Here is a 17,226-nt window from a genome sequence, read left to right as displayed (position 1 = left end):
TTTAGGGATAACAGTCGACTTATGAAAAAAGCTGCTCAATCTAAAGCATGGAAAACCGTGCAAATTGCACGTCATCCTGAACGTCCGCAATTTCTAGACTATGTGGGTGAAATTTTCACTGAATTTGATGCCTTACATGGCGATCGTTTATTTGGTGATGATGGTGCAATGATCGGTGGATTGGCACGCTTTGATGGTCAGCCTGTCATGGTGATAGGTCAACATCGTGGTCGCAGTACCCGCGAAAAATTACAACACAACTTCGGGATGTGTAATCCAGAAGGCTACCGTAAGGCACAGCGTCTTATGGATATGGCAGAGCGTTTTAATCTGCCAGTTTTCACTTTTGTTGATACCATGGGTGCATACCCAGGTGTAGGTGCAGAGGAACGTGGTCAGGCAGAAGCGATTGCGACCAGCTTAGCGCAATTGTCGAACTTAAAAGTACCTGTAATTGCTACAGTATTGGGCGAAGGTGGTTCAGGCGGTGCGTTGGGTATTGGCGTGGCTGACCGTGTGGTAATGTTGTCACACAGTATTTACTCTGTTATTTCACCAGAAGGTTGTGCGTCTATTCTGTGGAAAACTGCAGAAAAAGCCGAACAAGCCAGTGAAGCATTGGCATTGACTGCAGAAAAACTGCAAAAGATTGGTATTGTAGAATACGTGGTTGATGAAGGTGAGGGTGCGCATTTAAACCCTGAACAAGTCATGCACAGTCTGAAAAATGTGTTAAAAGAAGCTTTGGATGAATTGCAAGCGATGGATGCAACACAACGATGCGAAGAACGTTACCAGCGTTTAATGAAGTTTGGCAGCGACAATTTAGGTCTAGCGTCTTAAGCCAATTACAGGCTTTTTCTGCACAGACAAAATTTTTAATCGGATGTAGTGGCGGCATGGATTCCATGCTGCTACTGCATCTTTTGTCGTTTTTGTGCCCTGAAAAAGTACGCGCGATTTATATTGATCACCAATTGCAAAGTCCAAGCGCAGCGTGGGGCACATTGGTGCAAGCCACCTGCCAAAATTTAAATGTGCCGTGTGTGCTGCAAAAAGTCAGTGTGTCTGAGGGTAATTTAGAAAATCAGGCACGTCAGGCGCGTTATCAGGCCTATATGCAGCACTTAGATAGCAACGAAGTTCTAGTATTGGCGCATCATCAGCAAGATCAGGCAGAAACCGTATTGCTGCGTTTGTTTTCAGGCGCAGGTGTGCAAGGACTTGCTGCCATGCAAGCTGTCGATGTGCGTGATGACATCAGTATTTGGCGTCCGTTATTGGATATTTCGCGTGAGCAGATTTGCCAATGGAGTGCTGAATTAAAGCTCGATTATGTGCAAGACCCAAGCAATCAGGATGTGCATTATGACCGAGCTTGGGCAAGAGAAATATTGTGGCCTGTCGTGCAACAGCGTTTTCCTAAAATGCAGCAAGCTGTGACGCGTACTGCAAACTTGATGCAAGATACTGAAAACATTTTGGCAGAAGTTTTGGCGCAGGATTTAGCTGCATGTGGCACAGACTCGCAGTTGAATTTAATTCAGTTACAACAATTGTCTTTGTCACGGCAACGTCAGCTATTATCGGCATGGATGAAAGGACAGGCACAATATCGCCCAAGTTTTGATATGGTCGAACGCTTGCAACGTGAGGTGATTCAAGCCAAAGCCGATGCACAAGCGGCATTACATTGTCAGGATTATTATTATCTGCGTTATCAGCAACAATTATTTCGTTTGCCGAAAGCGGAGTATTTAGCTGCAGAACATTTTGAGGCAGAAGAACAAGTGTTATGTTTGCAGGCAGATCAGACTTTTCAAGTGTGGTCTGGCTGTTATCAACTGCAACAAGCCAAAGTCGGTTTATCTGCAACTTTGCTGAATCGTCCGTTAACTTTACGGCCACGTTTGGGTGGTGAAAAAATTCATTTGTATGGTCGGGTGGGCACATGGCCACTGAAAAAAGCCATTCAGGAAGCACAAATTTTTCCGTGGACGCGTCATACAATTCAAATATTAAGCCTAGATAATGTTATGCTAGGCGTTTTTAGCCCCAAAGGCTTTTGGCTTGCACAGTCGGACTATTGTGTCGCAGATGGATGGCAACCGAATTTAGTCTCTTAACGACAAAGAACTCAACGAAGAGCGTGAATCATGAGTGCAGTATTGAATTGTAATATTAGTTTCATTGGCGGTGGCAACATGGCGCAAGCCTTGATTGGTGGTTTGATTGCCAGAGGTTTGCCGCCAACCCGTATTACAGTTTCAGACCCTGTAGAACAAGTGCGTGAATTATTAAAAGAAAAAGATGTGCATGTCACTGAGGATAATTTGGCCGCGATTGCAGATGCAGATATTGTGGTATTTGCAGTCAAACCACAGGTTTTGGCACAAGTATTGCGTCCATTGCACGGTCAGTTTGAAGATAAGCTGGTGATTTCGATTGTTGCGGGCGCAGAAATTGCCACGATTTCTGAGTTATTACGTACAGAACGTGTAGTGCGGGTAATGCCAAATACGCCTGCTTTGGTGCAAACAGGTGCACATGGTTTGTATGCAACCGAACAGGTCAATAGCACTGACCGTGAATTGGCAAGTCAGGTTTTGGCAGCGACAGGTTTAACTATTTGGGTAAACTCTGAGGCGCAAATTGATGCTGTGACTGCAGTATCTGGTTCAGGGCCAGCATATTTCTTCTATTTGATGGAAAGTATGATTCGTGCAGGCAAGAACTTAGGTTTAGATGAAAAAGTGGCGACAGCACTGACGTTACAAACTGCTTTGGGTGCAGCACAAATGGCAATTACCAGCTCGAATACACCTGCAGAATTACGCAAAAATGTAACTTCACCAAATGGCACGACCCAAGCGGCAATTGAAGTGTTTGATCATGCGCAAATTTCACAAAATATTCAGGCGGCATTGGCTGCTGCTAAAACGCGTAGTCAAGAATTAGCGCAAGAGTTGAGTGATAGTATTTAATTATTGAAAAACAATGAATTTAAATTTTAGGAAAGTTTAAGTATGGGTGCAAATTCTGCGCTAATTTTTGGCATTATCATTAACGTAGCGATTTTGCTCGTATTCTTCCGTTTCTTAATGCAATTGGCAGCGGTGAGTCCTTATAACCCTGTGGTGCTTTCAACCATTAAAGCCACCAAAATTGTAGATGTATTTGGACGTATTTTTCCAACGGTTGGCAAAGGTCGAGTTAACTCTGCAGCCTTGGCTTTGTTGGTGGTGTTGTATCTACTCAAAATTTTTGGTGTTATGTATCTCAATGGTGCGATGCCGAATAGTCCAATTCACTTACTGATTCTGACTTTTGTGACCATGATTCAGGATTTAATCCGTTTCTGTCGTTATTTGATTTTTGCCACCATTATTTTGAGTTGGGTGGTGATGTTTACTCAATCTCGTGGCCCGTATATTGAGGTGATTCAAGAGTTGGCTGAGCCGTTATTAGCACCATTTCGTCGTTTATTGCCGAACATGGGCATGATTGATTTGTCGCCAATTATTGCATTTTTGGCTTTATATATCGCTGAAATTATTATGAATCAGGTAGCGATTGTATTGTTGACTGGCTTATAAGTCGCATTATCCTAAAACATTAAAAAGGACTCAAATCGAGTCCTTTTTTTGTAGTTTAAGTTTGGGCTGACGACCTTAATGAGTCTTCAGAAATACAAATAACCTGCATCCTGACCTCCTTCTAGGCGAAGGAAGGTGCTGAAAAAAGAGAGCGCAACGACTTTAGTGCGCTTCATCCCAGTTATTGCCTTTTCCGACTTCCACCACCAATGGTACAGAAATTTCCACCACAGATTGCATGACTTCTGCCAACTTCGGCGCGAGCTCATCTGCCGCATCTGCATCGACTTCAAATACCAATTCATCGTGTACTTGCAGCAACATTTTGGCTTGCGCTTGCGGTAACATTTTGTCGACTTCAATCATCGCCATTTTAATAATATCAGCTGCAGAGCCTTGTAATGGCGCGTTAATTGCCGCACGTTCTGCCGCTTTACGTACCATCATATTACGTGCAGCAATATCTGGCGTATAGAGGCGACGACCTAAAATAGTTTCTACAAAACCTTGTTCTAGCGCGACTTGGCGGGTACGTTGCATATATTCATAAATGCCCGGATAACGCTGGAAGTATTGCTTGATGTAGTTTTGTGATTCTTCACGGGTAAACCCAAGCTGACGAATTAAGCCAAATTCCGACATGCCGTAGAGCAGACCGAAGTTTACAGCTTTGGCCTGACGACGCTGATCTGAGGTTACGTCTTCTAAGGCAATACCCAAGACTTCTGCCGCAGTACGGCGGTGCACGTCTTGTCCATGGTTAAAGGCATCGAGTAGGGCATCATCTTGTGAAAAATGTGCCATTAAACGCAATTCGATTTGCGAGTAGTCGGCTGCCAACAACACGCGACCTTCAGGTGCGACAAAGGCTTTACGAATTTGACGACCAATTTCAGTACGAATTGGAATGTTTTGTAAGTTTGGATCAGTAGAAGATAAACGCCCTGTTGCAGTCAAAGCTTGGTGATAACTGGTATGCACTCGATGCGTATCGTTGTTGGCTTGCTTCAGTAAGCCATCGGTATAGGTGCTTTTGAGTTTAGATAAACCACGGTAGTCTAAAATTAAACTACTGATCGGATGCTCAATTTTTTCCAAAACACTTTCACTGGTACTGTATTGACCTGTTGCGGTTTTCTTGCCGACTTTGAGTCCGAGTTTATCAAACAGGATTTCGCCCACTTGTTTCGGTGAGCTGACATTAAAGTTTTCACCTGCCAATTCTACAATTTGGTTTTCCAAATCTTGCATGGTTTGGGAAAAATCGACACCCAATTGATCTAAAAATTTCAGATCAAGCTGAATGCCATTTTCTTCCATACTGGTCAGCACACGCGCCACAGGCATTTCAATGTTGTGCAAAATATTGACCAATTCAGGATGCTTTTGTAGCTTCGCAGACAGCACTTCATATAAACGATACGTAACATGCGCATCTTCTGCAGAGTAGTGCGCAGCCGTTTCAATTTCAATTTGATTGAAAGTTTTTTGCTTGACGCCTTTGCCTGCAATTTGCTCATAAGATGTGGTCAGGTGGCTTAAATATAAGCGTGCCACATCATCCATGCCGTGACGGGTTGCGACAGAGTTAAGCACATAAGATGCCAACATGGTATCGAAATACCAACCTTGTAAATGAATACCGTGATTTTCAAGCACATGCGCATCATATTTTAAATGATGCCCAATTTTATCCACCGCATTATTTTCTAAAATAGGTTTGATTTGTGCCAAAACCTGATCACGGTTGAGCTGCTGTGGTGCGCCCTCATAATCATGCGCCAAAGGTACGTAATAGGCATCTTTGGCATCGAACGCGATAGAAAAACCAACAATTTCTGCAACGCGATAATCCAGACTGGTGGTTTCTGTATCAAAGGCAAAACGCTGTGCAGTTTGCAAGCGTTGCAGCAAAGCATCCCAATGCGCCTGATCTAAAATGGTGTGGTATGTTGCTGCACCGAGTTGATCATCAACACTGCTTTGCGTGGCTTGATCTTCAGTTTCAATTTCATTGGCTGTCGGTGCGGCGACTGTTTTTGCAGCTTGTTGATAATTGCTGTTATTTGGGTTATTTGGATGATCGAGCGATTGTAATTGATTACGGAATTCTAGCTCGGTATATAAATTGCGTAAGGCTTCAACATTAGGGTCTTGTAGTTTTAGATCGGCATAACCAAAGTTCAGATCAAGGTCACAAACAATGCTGGCGAGTTGATGATCTAGCGCGATGCCATCGGCATTGTCTTTAATATTTTGTCCGACTTTGCCTTTAATATGATCGACATTTTCTAAAATCGCACCAATCGAGCCATATTCGGCCAGTAGTTTTGCAGCAGTTTTGGCGCCAATGCCGGGCACGCCCATAATACCATCAGAAGCATCACCCATGAGGGTCAGATAATCAATAATTTGATGCGGCCATACGCCAAACTTGTCAAATACAGCCTGAATATCCATTGGCTTTTCTTTGAAGCTGTCTTCAAGGGTAACTTTTTCAGTCACCAACTGCGCCATGTCTTTATCGCCCGTAGAAATCAGTACTTGCTGTCCTTCGGCTTCGGCACGTTTGGCTAAAGTTCCAATAATATCATCGGCTTCTGCGCCTGGTAGCATGTAAAGTGGAATACCCAAAGCACGAATTAAAGCATGTAAGTATGGAATTTGCTGAGAAAGTTCCTCAGGCATACTTGGGCGGTCACCTTTATAAATTGGCGATAGTTCGTGACGGAAAGTCGGCTCAGGCGTATCAAAAATTACCGCCATGTGAGTAGGCTGAGTACGACGCATCAACTTTTGAATCGCAGAGATCGCGCCACGAATAGCATTGGTATGTAAACCAGTTGACGTGGTTAATGGTGGTAGTGCGTGAAAGGCACGAAATAGAAAATATGAGCCATCGACCAAGACAAATGGTGGCATGGATTGATTCCTTCTGCAAATAAGCAGTTTATTGTACGTGATTTTTGCAGTTGTCGCAGAAACTGATTTTTAAGGCAAGTGTTGCAGACGCACAGTTACCGAATTGCTGATGAATCCTGATTCAGAATCGTGCTGTCTGTTGTATGATCGGAGCCATGACAATATCAATAAAATGAAGAGCAATGCAGACAGAGCAGAATGAAATTCGAATCATTTGGTTCATGCTATTAATCATAATTTCAATTGGCGCATGGTGGCTCGGTGTGCCGATGCTGAGTTATATCTGTGCAGTTGCTGCGGTGGTCAGCGTGATGTTTTTTGTGGGACGAGTGCAGAACTCACTGGAACAGGTTGTGGATGCACAGTCACAAGTACAACGCCAAAGCTCTAAAACTCCTTTATATATCGCGGCTTTGATTGCTTTTTTAGGGATATTGCTGGATTGGTATTTACTGGCATCGATTGCTTTAAGTGCATGGTTTTTTATGTTGCTGCGATGGTTGCAGCGTTTGGAGCAAGGACTGTATCAATTACAGCAATTACAAAGTGCTGCTAAGCTTCAGGCGCATGCTCAAAAGAGCTATCCCCAAAAGACCAATGCTCAAGAGAGAAAGACTCAAACGCAATTCGCAGAGCATATTTTAGCCAACACATCTGAAGTTGGTGCAAGTCTTTCATCCGCTGAGGCAAATGTGGATGAGGGTGTTATATCAACCGCTTCTCAACCTGAAACTATCACTATTCAATCTGATACTGTATTGTCGAGCGAGCCGAATTCTGTTCGGGAACAAGCAGCTCAAGTTTCTTATCCATATCCAGATTCATATCAAGACCAAGAACATCCACATCAAGGGCATCTACATCAAGAATATTCAGCTCCAGATTTAGCCAAATCCTCAAGGTCTGCCGCCCCTTTTGCAACAGAGTCAGGTGCATCAAGTAACAGTTTATTGCAACAAGCCCAATCATGGCTGTTGCATGGCAATCCTGTATTAAAAGCAGCAATTGTAGTGTTACTCATAGGCGTGGTGTTACTGCTACGTTTTGCTACTGAACATTGGCAATTTAGTTTGGCAGTGAAACTTTTGTTCGTTGCTGGCGTGAGTGCAGCAGTGACAGTATTCGGTTATCTGTTACGCAACAAAAATCGCAGCTTTGCTTTGGGTGTGCAAGGTTTGGGGTTGGCTGGGCTGTGTCTGACCTTATTTTTTGCCTATTACAATTTGGTCATTCCAAATTTAGCTATCGCCAGTCTGTGTTTTATTGTGGTGATGGTGCTCACGCTCTGGCTGAGTTTAAAACAACAATCAGTCGAACTTGCCCTCATGGCAATGCTGATTGCGTATTTCGCACCGTTTACTTTACCTGTTCGAAATGCAACAGCCATTGAATTTATTGCCTATTATTTGCTGATTAATATTTCGGTTGCCATTTTAAGTAGTTTGCGTCCGTGGAAATATTTAAATCAAATTGCATTTTTAATGACCGTTGTAGTGGGTGGCAGCTATGCCTTTTATCATGGGTATATCTTTGAACGGCAGGTTTTAACGCTTTTGGTTTTGGCACATGCGGCTATTTTTATTTGGTTGGGTTTTCGCTTTAGTCAACTTTTGGCAAAGGATGATGTTGTCACGTTTCAGCTGAAACCTATTTTAGACCTTGCCTTGATTTTTGGCGCACCCATAGTCGGTTATGCCTGTTTATATTTGATGTATTTTGAAGAAACAGCAGGGCAGGCAGCCTTTAGTTTGTTATTTGCGGTGGTTTTTGCAGGTTTGTATTGGCTGACCAAACAGCATCGGCAGACACAATTTATTGCACAAAGTTATTTCAGTTTGATGCTGATTTTTAGTGTGTTGATTCCACCTATTTTACTGCCTGAACAATGGAGTGTCATTGGTTGGGCATTACAAGGCGTGGCTGTGTTTATGTTTGCCTTTATTCAACATTCTAAAATTAGCCGTTACTTGGCACTGGGTTTGTTTGCCGTAGCGGGCTTATCAGGGCTGTATTATTTAGTCGAGTTACCTTATTTCGAGCGTAGTATTTATTGGGTACTGAGCCTAAGTTATGCCACGGTTGTGGTGTTTTCCAACAGCCGTGCAGCTTTCAGACAACAACTGAGCACAGCAACCACGAGCGTACTGTGTTTAATGATGTTGTCTGCAACCAGTTTATGGCTATGGTTAGGTTTAGATTACTTTGATGGAGAACTTGCAACCGTACAGACGCTTTTGGCGGTGGTGGTCATTTATTTACTTATCAACGAAGTACTACTTTCTCGTCAAGCGACATGGTCATGGCTATTGCCCAAATGGTTAGGTCTAACGCCAGTTTCGCTCACTGCAGCAGGTTTATTATTCAGCCGTAGCTATGATGGAGCGGTGCATTGGGTTTCGGGTACTGAACGTCTGCTATTTGCCTTGTTTGCAGGCTTGCTCAGTGTGTTGTGGTTGCGTCCTTTATGGACTGTCCGCAGCGACAAAGAATGGCTGAGTTTAGGACTGTTACCCATTTTGGCGATGGCGAGTTTAACGCTGTTACCACAGCATCCGTATAGCAGCGTGGTGATTTTACCATTGCTCTTTGCGGCGTGGTGTTGGTGGCAACAACCGGATTCAGATTGGCGCAAATTTTGGTATGCGCGTAGCAATTTAATCTTCATGTTGATGTGGATGCTATGTTCACAACTGTTGACTGAACACGCATTTTACGGCTATGTACTGCCTATTTTGAATCCATTTGATTTGGTTAGTATAGCCATGTTGGTGGCTATTTTGTGGATGTTGAATCTGCAACGCAAAACCCATTTAGACCAAGGCTTGGCAGCGGTAATTATGGTCTTGAGTTTACTGTGGCTAAGTAGTTATGTGCTATTACGTGCCTTACATCTGTATTTGGGAACGCCAATCAACCAAATTGCTGTTTGGCAAGATGCCACTGTGCAGCTCAGTTTGACCTTGCTTTGGGTGAGTTTGGCTTGTATCGCCATGTGGATTGCCAGTCTGAAACAATTACGTGCCTTGTGGATTTTAGGCAGCAGTATTTTGGTGATTGTGACCTTAAAATTGGTGCTTTTAGATTTATCTAATATTGGAACTTTAATGCGCGTGCTGTCATTCTTTGCTGCAGGTTTAGGTATGCTACTGATTGCATATATCGCCCCAATTCCTGAACCAGATCTCGCAAAAAACAACACTTCGCCGTCTTCCAAAGCTTGAGCAGATCCTCAAGTTTAGTTAGAGGCAAAGTGTCGAAGACTGAAACGATTACTTTAAGTCAGGTTCTCGTTTCAGTGCTTGGGCATTGGCATATTGATCAAGTTCTTCATTATTTAAAGGGCGCGATAAAGGATGATCAACAAAACCCATTTTGGGTACAGGAATTTCGATTTGGTTGTCTAGGAAACCATTACGGATACGTTCCTGCATTTCATCACGTACCTTTAAAAAGTTTTCTTGCTGGCACCACACCGCAAACAACAATTCAATTGAAGATTCACGGAAAGCTGTAACTGTCACCGCGGGTTTAGGGTCAGACAGCACGAGCGGATATTGATTGGCGACACTGAGCAACACTTCACGCACTTTAATAATATCTTCGTGAAAATTAATCGCGAGGGTAATGGGCACACGTCGGATTGGAAACTTGGACAAGTTATGCACGGGTGCACGAATCAATTGTTCATTGGGTAAACGCACATAAATATTGTCTTGGGTCAGCAATTTAACTGAAAGTAAGTCAATTGAGATCACTTCACCTTCAATGGTGTGTCCGCGAATCAGGGTGATTTGAATGGTATCGCCCACTTCAAAAGAACCTTCGCCAATCAGGAACATACCACTAATTAAATTGGATGCTGATGTCTGTGAGGCAAAACCCAAAGCCACGGTTAAAATACCTGCCGCACCTAAAAACACGCTGAGTTTAAAGCCTGCTTCTTTCAAGCTCGCCATCACAAACAGCAGGAAAATAAAGTAAAAAATCCCGCGTCGCCAAACTAAGCGTTGATGCGCATTAAAACGTGCGCCAATAGTGCGTACAAAAGTATTGGAAACAAAACGTGCAATTAAGAAACCAATCAAAGACAATACAATTGCGACCAAAATTTCGGTCAGACGATCTGTATTGATACTGGTAAAAATTCCTTTGAGGCTGTTGGTGATTTCTTTGGAAATATTGGAATCTGCCATAACATCCTCTTAGAAAAATGAATCAAACATATTAAATAAAGCACCTGCCGTTTCACGCGGTGGTTGCAAATAGGTCACTTCACCTGCATGTGGCGGGGTGCGATTTTCAATCCGAATTCGTGGCGGGCGGTCTAAACCTTCATGCATCACTTTAATTTGTGAAGTCCATAAACGACCTGTACTTTCGCTGAAAAATAAAGGCAGCGCAGGCACAGGCACATTCATTCGGTCAAAACGCAATTGTTGATTGCTGGTGTTGTGAAATTCAATCGGCGTGACGGCACGAAATGCACGTGGTTTTAATTGATGTAATTCGGTACGGCCATCGACTGCTGTGGCATAGCAAATTTCACCTGTACGATGATTGGGGCCAAACCAAGTATCTTTCGGGCGAATAATCGGCAAATCAAAAATGGGTTCACGTTGACCATCGACAAAGGCAGACATCCACAACGGTGTGCTGATATACAAGGTGCCGCGTTGCCCCGCAGGAATATAAATTGGATCGACAGGTTTAATCACCACTGAACGGTCTGCCAAACGAGGCATGAGCTGTAATTTACTTTGTGTAGATTTGAACATATAGCGTTCAATTTTCACAGGTTGTGGAAAGGCAAATTCAGGATCATCAATGTTATGCCATTGCTGTTCATAATCGTATTGAACCTGCGGGCGATAATATTCCAAACGCCATTCTTGCATACCACGGGTCAAACGTACTAAGAGTGAGCCAAATTGCCACGTTTTAGGACGATTGAGCTCAAACTCATAGTCACCCCACCATTTTAATTTAGCCGAATCAGTTTCTGAAATCTCATGATTTTGTGACAATGGCCTATCCCTTTCTTGATAAATCAGCGAAAACAGACTTCACGCTGTCATACGCTTAGAGTACACTCAAATTAAATTTTTTCATCATTATTATAATCGCTGATGCAAGTACTGAAACAATTACAAATACCGTATAGCTTTGCCAAACGCCATGGGGTGTTAATTCGTTATGAGGGCGATCATGCCTTTATTGTACGTCGTGAAAATACGCCGATGCTTGCCATTCAGGAGGCGCGTCGTTTTTTGGGGCATCCTGCACAGCATCAACTTTGTAGCGATCAGGAATTTCACCAATTATTAAGCAGCAGTTTTGCAGGTGATACAGGCGAGTCGCAGCAAGTCGCTGCGGGATTGGAAGATCACCCTGACTTGCTTAGTTTGGCAGATTCAGTTCCTGAAGCAGAAGACCTGATGGATCAGGAAGATGATGCACCGATTGTACGTTTAATCAATGCTTTACTGTCTGAAGCGATTCGGGTTGGCGCATCGGATATTCATATCGAATCTTTTGAGAAAAAACTGTCAGTCCGTTTGCGGGTCGATGGTCAGTTGCGTGAAATCGTGCAACCGCGCCGTGAACTTGCGCCTTTATTGGTGTCACGTATTAAAGTCATGGCAAAACTGGATATTGCCGAAAAACGTATCCCTCAAGATGGTCGTATTTCGCTCAGACTAGCAGGTCGTGAGGTCGATGTACGTGTGTCAACGCTGCCATCTTCGCATGGTGAGCGGGTGGTAATGCGTTTGCTGGATAAGCAAGCAGGTCGTTTAAACATGACGCACTTGGGGCTGATGCAAAATGATTATGAGCGCTTAAAGCAACTGGTACATCGACCACACGGGATTATTTTGGTTACAGGGCCGACAGGTTCGGGTAAAACTACGACCTTATATGCAGCTTTGTCAGACCTGAATGACGGTTCTAAAAATATTTTGACTGCAGAAGACCCGATTGAATATCAACTTGAAGGGATTGGGCAAACACAGGTCAATACCAAAGTGGATATGACCTTCGCTCGTGCTTTAAAAGCCATGCTGCGCCAAGACCCAGATGTGGTGATGGTGGGGGAGATTCGTGACTTAGAAACTGCCGAAATTGCAGTGCAGGCTTCCTTAACTGGTCACTTGGTACTGTCTACCCTACATACCAATACGGCCATTGGTGCAGTCACCCGTTTAAAAGATATGGGCATCGAGCCGTTCTTGCTGTCAAGTTCATTAATTGGGGTGATCGCGCAGCGTTTAGTGCGCACCTTATGTTCGCACTGCGCCACATGGCATGCTGCAGATGACTTTGAACAAGAACTCTTTAAAAGTGTGACCGATGCAAGCGATTTAAAACTTCCGCAACCGAAAGGCTGTGAACATTGCTCACATACAGGTTTTACTGGGCGGACTGCAATTTATGAAATTGTCCCTGTGGATGAAGCAATGCGCCGTTTGATTCATGGCAATGCCGCGGAATATGAACTGGAAGATTATGCACGACAGCAATCAGGTTCGATTCGTGAAGATGGATTGCGTAAGGTATTGGCAGGTAAAACCACTTTGGAAGAAGTGCTGCGCGTGACCAATGAAGCGGCTGAATAGCTAAAAAGTAAGGTTAAGATAAGAAATACAAAGAGTTGATCACTATATTGTTGATCAACCCTTTTTATTGAAATTCAATTTTAAAATTGCAATAAACGACGATGCTGCATTAACGGCATCGACTCTCGAATTTTGCTTTGTTCATCTAAATCAAAGGGCACTGTAATCAGTTGCGTACCTTCGTCTTGCACCATTGACAATAACTGTCCGCGTGAATTGGCAGCGCCTGAATGTCCCCAAGTCTGACGTTTTTCACCATGCCAACCTTGTTGGGCTGCACCTAAAACCTGACATTGACTGTCCATGCCACGCGCCTGCAAGAGCAATTGCCAATGCATTTGACCTGTGGTGTAAGTAAAAGCCGATGGCGCAGTTAAAATATTGGCGCCTTGCGCACGTAAAGTTAAGGCCAATTCAGGAAAGCGCAAGTCATAACACACCATTAAGCCAATGTTGCCAAACGGTGTTTTCGCTACAACGACTTCAGAGCCGGGTTCAAAAAACTTAGATTCCTGATAACCACCAACAGAGTCACCAACTTGCACATCAAACAAATGAATTTTGTCATAACGTGCTTCAGTTTTTTCTGGGCTAATACATAAACTGACCGTACGCACACGACCATCTGCAATTGTTGAACCATCAGGGCGATATGGGCAGGGCAATGTACCCGCCACAATCCAAATTTGATATTGATGTGCAAGCTGTTCCAACCGCTGTTGAATACTTTCAAACTGTGCCGCGGTTTCGCGTTGTTTGCCTGCTGCAAAGCAGACAAGGTTTTCGGGGAAAACGATCAGTTCAGCACCATCCGCTTTACTCTGTTGAATCAATGTTTCAATGATTTTGAAGTTTTCCTCAATATCATTTTGTGAGTTCATTTGAGCAACAGAAAGTAAAGTCATCAAAGCATTCCTGAGTGAAGATCAAGCGTTCTGCTGATTTTGCTCAGCACATTGATCGAGACTATCTTGTTCTTTTTGTAGCTGTTTCACCAAAGGTTCGAACATATTTTGGTTGTTTTCATTCAGCTTCATGAGGGTTTTATGGGCATCTAATACCGTAGTGAGCATATTGCTATGCGTGACGTGTTCTTCTACCAGCTCACGCGTGCAGACAGTTGGGTCACCACAGTAATTTAAAATCACAAACACCTGTCCTAAGCCCATGCTATTGGCGAGCGTAGTAATGTCTGGATTAGTAGAGAGCATAACTGCTTGAATGTTATGGATTTGTTTCAGTTTTAAGCCTAGCTTAGCCAATACACCTAAAACTGTACTGTCAATAAATGTAGTTTGGGTTAAATCTACAATTGCACCCACCACATTAGATTGCTGTTCAATTTTACTGAGTAGTTTGTCTAGACTAATACAAGATTGGGCACGCACTTCGCCAAAAAGCTTAAAGATATGCGTTCCATTCAAACTTGCATATTCAACATGACCTGTTGACATATAAATGCCATTTGCAGAGAAGGATTAGATAATTATCCCATAGCGACTATATAGACTCAAGTGGCTTACAGTCGTATATCTTGGGTTGAGAAGTTAACTGGCTGATTTATTGGTTATTTTGTTCGACACAAACTCAAGATCGCAATATCATCTGCTACATGATCGGGGGCTTGGAATGATTGATTTTGCAAGTGAAAGACCAATTGTTCAAACTGTTCATTCAAACCACCACTATAAGGTTCTAACGCACCATCGGAGCAGATAATAAACCGCGCCTGTTTATTTAATACGCACTCAAATTCCTCAACTTCTAAATCTTCAGTCAGTCCTAAAGGAAAACTACTGGTATTTAAAATTTTAGGTGCCTGATTGGGTTCAATAATAATGGCAGGTGGATAATGCCCCGCACTCGACCAACGCAGTTCGTGGGTTTCAATATTTAAAATCCCACTAATCATGGTGATATGCTTTTCGATATTTTCTTGAACCAGCATACCGTTCAACTTTTTAATCAACTCGCGTGGTGTTTTGGAGCGACCATGAAATGCAGCCATCCAAGACGTTAGTAAACTACTAGTTACACCATGCCCAGAGACATCGGCTAAATAGAACATGATTTCTTTATCACTGATTTTCCAGTAATCAAACCAATCGCCCGACAAATAAGCCGAAGGCTTAAATAACGTATCTACACGGTAGTTGTACAGTTCGATAGGATTGGGCAGTAATTTTTTTTGTAGTTCAGCAGCTGAAGGTAAGTCGCGGCTGTCTTGATTGCGTTTATATTGTGCGTCTATTTTGCGTAAGGCTTGTGGTGGATTTTCTGGTAAACGACTCCACAACCAACCTGCTAAAGCACCTTGTTCCCATGCTTGTACTAATGCCGTGCCTTCATCTTCAAAGGCCAATACAATCGTAGGTAAATCCCATTGATGGGTTAAATAATCTTGCACATCGGCAATTGCAATAATGGTTGGGTCATACAAGCTGATGTCATCTATGTGAATCATTTGCACACTAGGAAGTGTGTCGAGCACCTGTTCTAGATATGGAATATCACGTGTGGGTTGAATGAAATACATAGAGTTTTGTGTTGACCCTGAACCTAAACAAAGCGTTACTATAACAATGCCTGAATACTCAAGGAAAGTAAAAACTCACCTTGAGTAAAATGTTTTACAAATTATTCTTTGCTTTCTTCAGGCGGGTTTATTTCTTCTTGATCATCAAAAAGTTCTTCGCTTTCATCATCTACAAAAGAAATACTATCTGCATCGAGTCCTTTCTTTTCCGCAATTTCAAAGTTTTTACGTTGCAAGTAAATATCCCGAATCGCGGCATATTTATCGCCCTGTAATACTTGTTCTACATCTAGGAGTTGCGAGCGCGTATCTAGGCCGCGCATAACTTGCTCCGACCAATATAAACGGTCATTGCCATCTAAAATGTATTTTTGTGGACGTGCCTGACCATCTACAAGTGTGCCGAAACCATCACGGAAAGTACTTGGGCCGTAAATTGGTAGCATGACATAAGGCCCTGAAGGGACACCGTAGTAGCCCAAGGTTGTACCAAATTTTTCTTCTTCCGTGTCTAAACCTAAACGACGTGCAGGGTCAGCCATGCCTAAAGTAGTAATCGTATTTAAACTAAAACGACCTAAAGTTTTTGCGGCACGTAAAGGGCGGCCTTGAATCAATTGGTTAACCGCATTCCAAGGTTCGCCCAAGTTTTTTCGGAATTGACGATATGACCCGCGCACTTCACCAGGGACTTTCTTTGTATATTGAACCGCAAGTGGACGCGCGATATTACGATCTAACATATCGTTGAATGCATAAATCTGACGGTTCAAAGGTTGCAGTGGGTCTTTGACTTCATCGGGTTGTGCAGCATTTGCATTCACTTTTAAATCTTTGGCTTTTACATTTTTTAATTCTTTAAGCGCATTCAAACGACTACTTTTAGTTTCAGAAGATGAATCTGCCGCAATAACTTCAGTAGTTTCTTCTTGAGCAACTTCTTCAGTAGAAGGCATTGTCGCATGTGTTGAGGTGATGAATCCTAAAGAAACAAGGCACACCCAAAGATATTTTTGTTGATACATAAAGAATCCTAGCGCTTAAATCTGAGTAAGCAAAAGCTGTTATATCGCCGATGGGTATATAGTAACAGTTAATTTAAACGATGTATTAAAGCAAATTTGCTCAAAATGTGTGTAGAAAAAGCAAAAATGAACAAAAAATAAACACCCGATATATTTCCTTTGAAAAAAGTCTTGCAAGGTAAAATATTTGCCCTATAATGCACATCCATCGGCGGTGATGAGGATTAAAACTTCTGATAAAACAATGACTTGGTTAAGAGTANTTAAATTACCAGTTGACACTTTAGAAATAAAGCGTAATATAGCCGACCTAGCTTGATGCTGACGAAGCATCGAGAAGATCATTAAGAGATTATGAAGAACAACTTGTGTGGATTTTTACTGATTGATTAATCGAAGATATTTTATTGATTGATTGGTTTAAATTACTCGAAGTTTATTTGAGCGAAATTTAAGTCAGAAAATTGATGAGCCAGATTTGGAAGTTTAGATTAAAACTTCAAAATGATTTTAACTGAAGAGTTTGATCATGG

13 protein-coding genes are annotated in these 17,226 nt (G+C 42.7%); 6 read left to right on the top strand and 7 right to left on the bottom strand.

Annotation, left to right across the window (positions count from 1 at the left end; genetic code table 11):
* Positions 1-21: 21 nt before the first annotated feature.
* From AC07E5_RS00820 to AC07E5_RS00805, 4 genes are read left to right on the top strand one after another with little or no spacing between them, the layout of a single operon-like run.
* A complete protein-coding gene (locus AC07E5_RS00820; RefSeq protein WP_004975170.1) occupies positions 22-843 on the top strand; it encodes an acetyl-CoA carboxylase carboxyltransferase subunit alpha in 822 nt (273 codons plus the stop codon).
* Positions 780-2,126: a tRNA lysidine(34) synthetase TilS gene (tilS, locus tag AC07E5_RS00815; RefSeq protein ID WP_104852453.1), complete on the top strand. Its 1,347-nt coding sequence runs from the start codon at positions 780-782 to the stop codon at positions 2,124-2,126. The genes AC07E5_RS00820 and tilS overlap by 64 nt, the downstream gene beginning before the upstream one ends.
* Positions 2,127-2,156: 30 nt before the next feature.
* Positions 2,157-2,984: a pyrroline-5-carboxylate reductase gene (gene proC, locus AC07E5_RS00810; RefSeq protein WP_096902428.1), complete on the top strand. Its 828-nt coding sequence runs from the start codon at positions 2,157-2,159 to the stop codon at positions 2,982-2,984.
* A 42-nt stretch (positions 2,985-3,026) separates the two neighbouring features.
* Positions 3,027-3,596 carry a YggT family protein gene (locus tag AC07E5_RS00805; RefSeq protein ID WP_004975174.1) on the top strand — a complete coding sequence of 190 codons (570 nt, stop codon included), beginning with the start codon at positions 3,027-3,029 and terminating at the stop codon, positions 3,594-3,596.
* A 162-nt stretch (positions 3,597-3,758) separates the two neighbouring features.
* On the opposite strand, the gene polA is transcribed toward AC07E5_RS00805, so the two are convergent.
* Complete coding sequence (polA, locus tag AC07E5_RS00800; RefSeq protein WP_498624467.1) at positions 3,759-6,518, bottom strand: DNA polymerase I; 2,760 nt, start codon at positions 6,516-6,518, stop codon at positions 3,759-3,761.
* A gap of 182 nt (positions 6,519-6,700) precedes the next feature.
* Between polA and AC07E5_RS00795 the strand changes: the two genes are divergently transcribed.
* The gene (locus tag AC07E5_RS00795; protein ID WP_498624466.1) at positions 6,701-9,739 is read left to right on the top strand and encodes a DUF2339 domain-containing protein; all 3,039 of its coding nucleotides are present in this window, start codon (positions 6,701-6,703) and stop codon (positions 9,737-9,739) included.
* 48 nt (positions 9,740-9,787) lie between these two features.
* On the opposite strand, the gene AC07E5_RS00790 is transcribed toward AC07E5_RS00795, so the two are convergent.
* The gene (locus tag AC07E5_RS00790) at positions 9,788-10,711 is read right to left on the bottom strand and encodes a mechanosensitive ion channel family protein (RefSeq protein WP_096902425.1); all 924 of its coding nucleotides are present in this window, start codon (positions 10,709-10,711) and stop codon (positions 9,788-9,790) included.
* A gap of 9 nt (positions 10,712-10,720) precedes the next feature.
* Positions 10,721-11,542, bottom strand: coding sequence for a DUF432 domain-containing protein (locus tag AC07E5_RS00785; protein WP_004975182.1), 822 nt, complete (start codon positions 11,540-11,542; stop codon positions 10,721-10,723).
* A gap of 102 nt (positions 11,543-11,644) precedes the next feature.
* Between AC07E5_RS00785 and gspE the strand changes: the two genes are divergently transcribed.
* Complete coding sequence (gene gspE, locus AC07E5_RS00780) at positions 11,645-13,132, top strand: type II secretion system ATPase GspE (RefSeq protein WP_004975184.1); 1,488 nt, start codon at positions 11,645-11,647, stop codon at positions 13,130-13,132.
* An 80-nt stretch (positions 13,133-13,212) separates the two neighbouring features.
* Here gspE and AC07E5_RS00775 read toward each other — a convergent pair whose 3' ends face one another.
* The 4 genes from AC07E5_RS00775 to AC07E5_RS00760 all read right to left on the bottom strand — a co-directional run bounded on the left by AC07E5_RS00775 (position 13,213) and on the right by AC07E5_RS00760 (position 16,693).
* Positions 13,213-14,037, bottom strand: coding sequence for a carbon-nitrogen hydrolase family protein (locus AC07E5_RS00775; protein WP_131260743.1), 825 nt, complete (start codon positions 14,035-14,037; stop codon positions 13,213-13,215).
* A 21-nt stretch (positions 14,038-14,058) separates the two neighbouring features.
* Entirely contained in the window at positions 14,059-14,586 is a 528-nt protein-coding gene (gigB, locus tag AC07E5_RS00770) for an anti-anti-sigma factor GigB (RefSeq protein ID WP_131260742.1), read from the bottom strand.
* Between the two features lie 113 nt (positions 14,587-14,699).
* The gene (gigA, locus tag AC07E5_RS00765) at positions 14,700-15,668 is read right to left on the bottom strand and encodes an RsbU family protein phosphatase GigA (RefSeq protein WP_131260741.1); all 969 of its coding nucleotides are present in this window, start codon (positions 15,666-15,668) and stop codon (positions 14,700-14,702) included.
* Positions 15,669-15,769: 101 nt separating this feature from the next.
* Positions 15,770-16,693 (bottom strand): MlaA family lipoprotein, encoded by a 924-nt coding sequence (locus tag AC07E5_RS00760; RefSeq protein WP_096902423.1) that lies wholly within the window; start codon positions 16,691-16,693, stop codon positions 15,770-15,772.
* Between the last annotated feature and the right edge of the window lie 533 nt (positions 16,694-17,226).

The sequence above is a fragment of the Acinetobacter seohaensis genome (genome assembly GCF_056431365.1).
This window is presented reverse-complemented; position numbering and strand designations above follow the sequence as displayed.

Coding starts and splice junctions, on each gene's coding strand:
- tilS (WP_104852453.1), top strand. CDS start 780: ATGCGAAGAACGTTACCAGCGTTTAATGAAGTTTGGCAGCGACAATTT.
- AC07E5_RS00775 (WP_131260743.1), bottom strand. CDS start 14,037: ATGACTTTACTTTCTGTTGCTCAAATGAACTCACAAAATGATATTGAG.
- proC (WP_096902428.1), top strand. CDS start 2,157: ATGAGTGCAGTATTGAATTGTAATATTAGTTTCATTGGCGGTGGCAAC.
- gigB (WP_131260742.1), bottom strand. CDS start 14,586: ATGTCAACAGGTCATGTTGAATATGCAAGTTTGAATGGAACGCATATC.
- AC07E5_RS00805 (WP_004975174.1), top strand. CDS start 3,027: ATGGGTGCAAATTCTGCGCTAATTTTTGGCATTATCATTAACGTAGCG.
- AC07E5_RS00790 (WP_096902425.1), bottom strand. CDS start 10,711: ATGGCAGATTCCAATATTTCCAAAGAAATCACCAACAGCCTCAAAGGA.
- gigA (WP_131260741.1), bottom strand. CDS start 15,668: ATGTATTTCATTCAACCCACACGTGATATTCCATATCTAGAACAGGTG.
- polA (WP_498624467.1), bottom strand. CDS start 6,518: ATGCCACCATTTGTCTTGGTCGATGGCTCATATTTTCTATTTCGTGCC.
- AC07E5_RS00795 (WP_498624466.1), top strand. CDS start 6,701: ATGCAGACAGAGCAGAATGAAATTCGAATCATTTGGTTCATGCTATTA.
- AC07E5_RS00760 (WP_096902423.1), bottom strand. CDS start 16,693: ATGTATCAACAAAAATATCTTTGGGTGTGCCTTGTTTCTTTAGGATTC.
- gspE (WP_004975184.1), top strand. CDS start 11,645: ATGCAAGTACTGAAACAATTACAAATACCGTATAGCTTTGCCAAACGC.
- AC07E5_RS00820 (WP_004975170.1), top strand. CDS start 22: ATGAAAAAAGCTGCTCAATCTAAAGCATGGAAAACCGTGCAAATTGCA.